At 47.7% G+C, this 6000-nt stretch carries 7 protein-coding genes; 2 read left to right on the top strand and 5 right to left on the bottom strand.

Annotation, left to right across the window (positions count from 1 at the left end):
* Window positions 1–302 precede the first annotated feature (302 nt).
* Window positions 303–533: a hypothetical protein gene (locus BLQ82_RS29010; RefSeq protein ID WP_025706563.1), complete on the bottom strand. Its 231-nt coding sequence runs from the start codon at window positions 531–533 to the stop codon at window positions 303–305.
* A 252-nt stretch (window positions 534–785) separates the two neighbouring features.
* Window positions 786–1394 (bottom strand): stage II sporulation protein M, encoded by a 609-nt coding sequence (locus BLQ82_RS29005; RefSeq protein WP_208810800.1) that lies wholly within the window; start codon window positions 1392–1394, stop codon window positions 786–788.
* 110 nt (window positions 1395–1504) lie between these two features.
* On the opposite strand from BLQ82_RS29005, the gene pdaB reads away from it, so the two are divergent.
* Window positions 1505–2308, top strand: coding sequence for a polysaccharide deacetylase family sporulation protein PdaB (gene pdaB / locus BLQ82_RS29000; protein ID WP_062520371.1), 804 nt, complete (start codon window positions 1505–1507; stop codon window positions 2306–2308).
* Between the two features lie 51 nt (window positions 2309–2359).
* Here the strand turns inward: pdaB and BLQ82_RS28995 are convergent, their stop codons facing one another.
* Both BLQ82_RS28995 and BLQ82_RS28990 read right to left on the bottom strand, forming a co-directional pair.
* Window positions 2360–3181, bottom strand: coding sequence for a PPK2 family polyphosphate kinase (locus BLQ82_RS28995; protein WP_062520369.1), 822 nt, complete (start codon window positions 3179–3181; stop codon window positions 2360–2362).
* A gap of 171 nt (window positions 3182–3352) precedes the next feature.
* Complete coding sequence (locus tag BLQ82_RS28990; protein WP_062520380.1) at window positions 3353–3943, bottom strand: KinB-signaling pathway activation protein; 591 nt, start codon at window positions 3941–3943, stop codon at window positions 3353–3355.
* A gap of 128 nt (window positions 3944–4071) precedes the next feature.
* Here BLQ82_RS28990 and gerD point away from each other — a divergent pair, with 128 nt between their 5' ends.
* A complete protein-coding gene (gene gerD, locus BLQ82_RS28985; RefSeq protein WP_062520368.1) occupies window positions 4072–4758 on the top strand; it encodes a spore germination lipoprotein GerD in 687 nt (228 codons plus the stop codon).
* A 46-nt stretch (window positions 4759–4804) separates the two neighbouring features.
* Here the strand turns inward: gerD and BLQ82_RS28980 are convergent, their stop codons facing one another.
* Window positions 4805–5914 carry an Mrp/NBP35 family ATP-binding protein gene (locus BLQ82_RS28980; RefSeq protein ID WP_062520366.1) on the bottom strand — a complete coding sequence of 370 codons (1110 nt, stop codon included), beginning with the start codon at window positions 5912–5914 and terminating at the stop codon, window positions 4805–4807.
* Between the last annotated feature and the right edge of the window lie 86 nt (window positions 5915–6000).

Raw genomic sequence — 6000 nt, 5'->3', positions numbered from 1 at the left:
ATTTTGAAACATCTGACGAGAATAAAATATTCTCTAATTTTGGATCTCACTTGCGTGAAATCCCACTCACTCGTTGTTCAGTTTTCAAAGATCAATGTCTTCTTCTATCATCGTCGCTTGTCAGCGGCGACCTTTATAATATATCACAGCGCCTATGCATTTGGCAAGTGTTTTTTTGAAAAAAAGTTTTTTTCATCTTCGCCTGCCATTTGCCGCTCTCTAAAACATTGAAAAGGAGCGCGAGATATAATGTATCACAGCGGCTCCCTTTTAGTCAACCTATTTAATTAAATTCAAAGATTCTAATGTTTAGACTGGGAATAACGTCCTCCCCATGCATACTTGGACAGCTCTTTCTGCGGGGCAAACCGTGCGTACATCCGAAATACAGTTTTATATCGATTGGCAATAGCATGCCTGATATTTTGGTCCAAGCGCTGATCACTTAAATCAAGGAGCATTTCATCAAGCTCTTTTCGCAAAACATAGTCCAGCTCCTTGCATTCCTTCTCGTTGAACAACATTCCCAACATATGCTTGGCCTCCTTCATGAAATTAAATCCAACCAATACCGTAAGTGCCGTTGCTTGTGCAATAGAAGATAGTCCATTGGATGGGAAGAGGGGGGTACATATCCACTTACACTAGATTAACCGGAGCGTCGTATCTGTAACCATAATAATAAAAAAATTCCTTATGGCTTTTTCCGAAATTCATGCATCCGTTCCCTCCCGGCATAACCCAAAATCGATTGCCTTTAATGTTATGCTCATTTCTGTGGAATTTTATGATAAAAGCGAAAATGTAATTGTGCTCTCAATGATAGCCGCTACGAATAACAGTATCACTATCCATATGGAGGCTCTCAAGGTTTGGCGCATAAAGGCCGGCCATGCACCACTTCTCTTTTCTCTTGCAGCAGATGAACTGAATAGATCGGATATTACATTCCAGCCAAACTGCAAACCAAAGGCGCAGGCGATGATGATGGCCGGAATTTCAATAATCCCGTGGGGGAGCAAACCTTTAACGATAAGGTCAAACAAATCCATGCCTTGCATGGACGAAATATGAATCAGATAGCCGATTACGCCACCATTAATCAGTAAAAACAATGCAGGCAGAATGCCAAAAATAGCGCCCAGGAAGATGATGAGCACGCCTTTGATGCTGTTGTTCAGAAATATAAATTGAAAAAAGCTCCATTGCGGATGTGCGGATTCCTTAAGGCTGCCGCTGATTTTACTTAAACCCTCCAACTGCCCGGAAAGCAGCTTTTGCAGGCTGCCGGTGCCAATCCAGCCCATCACTCCTCCCGCCACAAATAATAAAAGTGCGAACAATAAGGCTTTGCGGATGGTAGTTAAATCTCTGGCGAAAGCGGGAAAAGACAGCATAATTACCTCCTGAAAGTATGTTGGACATATCTAAGGTCATAAGCGCCCTGTACGAGCATACATTTAGAATAAACAAGCATTTCGCATGGGAGAGGAGCGCTGACATTATGAATTCTTTTTATGTATTCAGCGGCAAAAAGATAAAACGGTTCATCTATATCTTTGCCGCTGCGCTTCTTGCTGCCGGTGTCGTCTATGTCGAGAGAGGCAATATTACCGTTTTTTCGGAAACGGCCCCTTCCGCCATTTACAGCGTGCCGACAGAAAAGAAGCTCATCGCCTTAACATTTGACATCAGCTGGGGAGAGAAACGGCCCGGACCGATTCTGAAGGTGCTCGAAGATAAAAAGGTAGATAAAGCAACCTTCTTTCTCTCTTCCCCTTGGAGCAAGACGCACCAGGATATCGTTACAAGCATTAAAGACGCAGGCTACGAAATCGGCAGCCACGGCCACAAGCATGTGAACTACAGTGCCTTAAGCAATGAAGAAATAAAAGCCCAAATCAGTACAGCCCATACTGTGCTGACTGAGCTGACCGGGAAAGAGCCCAATTTGATCCGGATGCCGAATGGGGATTTTGACAAAAGAGTACTTCAGGTGGCAACCGATCTGGGCTACAAGGTCATTCAGTGGGATACTGACTCGCTGGATTGGAAAAACATCGGCGTGGACAATATCGTGAAACGAGTAACCAGCAAGGCCCACCCCGGTGATATTGTGCTTTTGCATGCCAGTGATTCCTGCAAGCAGACCCACGAGGCCCTTCCTCAGATTATTGATAATCTGCGCAGCCAAGGGTATGAATTTGTCACGGTGTCCGAACTAATCAGCCAGGGCAGTGCTGACGGCAAAGAAGTCCGGGATTCCGCCATGTTAAATGATGCCTTGGAGGATGCCGCCGGGATGTAAAAAGTCAAGGTGGTATCGCGGTGCTCCTGGTGCAGGTGCGGCCAACCGTTTTTAATGTCTTGGAGAGATGAGCTTCGAAATATCGGGTGTGGGGGTATCCAGTTTCGGGTAGCTCAGATCCAAACCCTCCAGGGTTTTGACAACAATGGCTAAAGCCAGATAATTGCGGTACCACCGGTGATTGGCCGGAATCCAGTACCAGGGCGCCGTATTAATACTAGTTTCCTTGAAGACATCATCATAGGCGTCCTGGTAATCATCCCAATACTGCCGCTCCTGCAGATCGCTGGCATCAAATTTCCAATGTTTGGTTGGGTCCTGCAGCCGCTCCTGGATCTTTTCAAGCTGCTTATCTTTGGAAATATGCAAAAAGAGCTTGATGATGGTTGTGCCTTCTTCGGCCAGCATAGCTTCAAATTCGCGGATGTAGCGGAAGCGGCGCTTCATTTCTTCTTTTTTCAAATTCCCATGCACACGCGGCACCAGAACATCCTCATAATGCGACCGGTTGAATGCAGCAATGTATCCCTTGGGCGGCGTCTTCATGTGCACTCTCCACAGAAAGTCATGAGCCTCTTCCTCCAGAGAAGGTTTCTTGAAGCTGGTGACCATGAACCCTTGAGGGTTAATGCCGGAGAAAATGTGCTTAACCGTGCCATCCTTACCGCTGGAGTCCATTCCTTGAAGGATGACCAGCAGGGAATGCTTTTTCTGGGCAAAAAGGATATCCTGCAGTTCGGCAAGACGCTCTTTGAGCTTTGCCATTTTGGCTTCGGCCTCTTCTTTGGATTTGAAGTCCCCGCTCTCGTCGGGATCGAGTTTTTTGAGGACAGATTCATTTGTGTCTTTTATCATATAGCGCTTGATGTTCATATATTCCCTCCTAGTCGTCTCAAACGTTTTTTAGTTATGTAACTGTTCTTAAAGATTAACCTGATGCTTCTGATTTTAATCGGATCAGGCCTCAAACGCCAACGCCGTCGTGCTATATATTCAAATAACCCCGACTTCTCATGACTGAGGACCGGGGTTATTCTGCTGCAGCTATGCGGATATCGGCTTCAGGATTCGGTGCAGCATCAGAATTTGGAATGCATTGCAGGCAATCAGCGGAATCACAATAAATACAGTGGCGCTGTCCACCCCAATCTGAAGTACACCAATGATCTCAACGATGGTGATGGCTGTCATAAAGAAAAATGTCGGAATCCAGGCTGAAAGGTTCGTGCTCCGCACTTTAAAATAAGCAACAATAAGGGCAGTAAGCAGAATGCCGATGCCTAAAAGCCAATCGGAGGATACATTTCGTCCGCTCCCTACAAAAGTACGCAGAAAGATCAGTTCCAGCAGTGCAAGTACGGACAGAACTACCTGAACGTATTGCCAGACCCTCCGCGGGAATACCCCGATTCCCATGTAGTTCAGAATAAGATACGCAAAAAACCCCATTTGGGCGTAAACGCTCACAAGCATACCGTAGCCGAGTAGAATCAAAGGATAGATCAAAGTATCGGCTGTGCTTTTAAAATGGATTGTGCCGTTTACGGTCTGCAGTGCCAAGCCGGCAATGACTGCCCCTCCAGCCCCGATCAAGAGCGTCGTCCAGAATAAAAAAAACCATTTCTTTATATTCAGCCTGTTCACCTCCCACATGTCAGATTTATTTTACCAAGCTTACCGGCAAAAAACCATTGCCAGGCAACATAAAAGCTTGTCTCTGCGGCATACTACATGCAGGAATCCCATAAAGGAGGGCAGCGCCGATGAAGTGGAGGACTTTGTGGACTGGAAGCTTGGTGCTTAGCATGGTTATGGCCTTAACGGCATGTGGAAGCGAACAGAGCGGTTCCTCTTCCGGACAAGTCAGTTACAAGGAAATGAAGACCATGGTTGTAGATATATTGAAAAGCGAAGAGGGAAAAAAAGCAGTCGAGGAGGCTCTGTCCACTCCGAGCTCCGGCTCGGAAGGAAGCAGCGTCAGCGGATTAAGCATGAAAATGATGCCGCTGCAAACCACTGAGCAAATCCGCGTCGCGGTTAAGGACACCATTACAGCACCGGAGTACCAGAAGGAAATTGAAAAAATCATGACCGATCCAAAGTTCGCGGGTGACTTTGCTAAAGCGGTCAATTCCCAAAGCAAAGAGCTTCACCTTCAGCTAATCAAAGACCCAACGTACCAAAAGTCAGTCGCCGAAATTATGAAATCACCTGAAATGATGAAAATGTTCCTGGATCTTACCAAAACCTCCGATTACCGCAAGCAATCCATGACCATCATGCAGGAAGCCATGCAAAATCCATTGTTCCGCATGGAGGTGCTCGATCTTCTGAAGACTGTGGTCCAGGACGAACTGCAGCCTAAGGTAGAAAAAAAGGGATCGGGTAAAGAAGGACAGGATCAGGGCGGCGGCGGCAGTAAACAAGGCGGCGATGATTCAGGCTCCTAAGCTGACAAAAGAGGCCATCCCGGTAAAAGGGACGGCCTCTTTTTAGTTATTGCTCATTGTTGGCGATCAGCTTGTCCGCAATTTCAGCGAACAGCTGCGCCGTTGCGGTCTCCGCCTTATATACAGACGGCGAGAAGTCGGGCTCAGAAATGTGATTATCCGGTGCACCCAGAGGTATTTGGGCAAGCAGCTCAGTGTGCAGGGTCTCCGCCAGTTTTGCTCCCCCTCCCCGGCCAAAGATATAATCCTTCTTTCCGCAGGAGGAGCACTCGTAATAAGCCATATTTTCGATGACTCCAAGGACCTCATGATCGGTCTGCAGAGCCATTGAACCCGCTCGGGCCGCCACAAAGGCTGCTGTCGCATGAGGAGTGGTAACGATGATCTCCTTACTGTGCGGAAGCATCTGATGGACATCAAGCGCCACATCGCCTGTGCCTGGCGGCAGATCAAGCAGCATATAATCAAGCTCTCCCCAGCCGACATCGCTGAAGAACTGGCGGAGCATTTTGCCAAGCATTGGCCCTCTCCAGATAACCGGGCTGTTCTCGCGGATAAAAAAGCCCATAGACATCACTTTTACTCCGAAACGTTCTACTGGAATAATCGTTCCTTCCTCCACGATCGGGCCTTTTTCAATTCCCATCATATCCGGAATGCTGAAGCCGTAGATATCCGCATCAATCAGTCCGACTTTTTTGCCTTTCCGGGCCAGTGCGACCGCCAGATTGACGGTTACAGTAGATTTGCCCACTCCGCCTTTGCCGCTGGCAATCGCGATGAAGTTCACACCTGAGTTTTCATTGATCAGCTCGTGCCCCTCAAGACCCGCTGCGTGCCCTTTGAGCCCCCCGCCTTGTTCCGGCTCCGGCTTGTCCTCCGTGCTCTCTCCGCGCAGGATAGAGCGCTCATAATCGGTGGCATCACGCAGCCGGATATGAATATAGCCTGCGCCTCCCTCTGTCAGCAGGTCACGAACCTTCTGTTCGAGCTCCATGCGGCTTTTCTCATCGGTATCCAGACATACGAGCGATAAGGAGATCCGGTCTTCTTTCACCATGATATCGCGAATCAGCTGTAACTCAATAAGGCTTTTTCCGGATTCCGGGTCAGTAAGCGGCTGCAATAGTTCCTGAATTTGTTCCCTGGTCAGCATGGAAAGCACCTCTATTTTCTCTCCGGACGGGTAAGGTTCCGGTATTTTGGATCTATTATAACATTACCCCTCCGCAAAACGTAGTA

It is taken from the genome of Paenibacillus jilunlii, from assembly GCF_900102965.1.
GTDB classification, from domain to species: domain Bacteria; phylum Bacillota; class Bacilli; order Paenibacillales; family Paenibacillaceae; genus Paenibacillus_AQ; species Paenibacillus_AQ jilunlii.
Note: the sequence above shows the minus strand (reverse complement) of the source record. Positions and strands in the feature narration are given on the sequence as shown.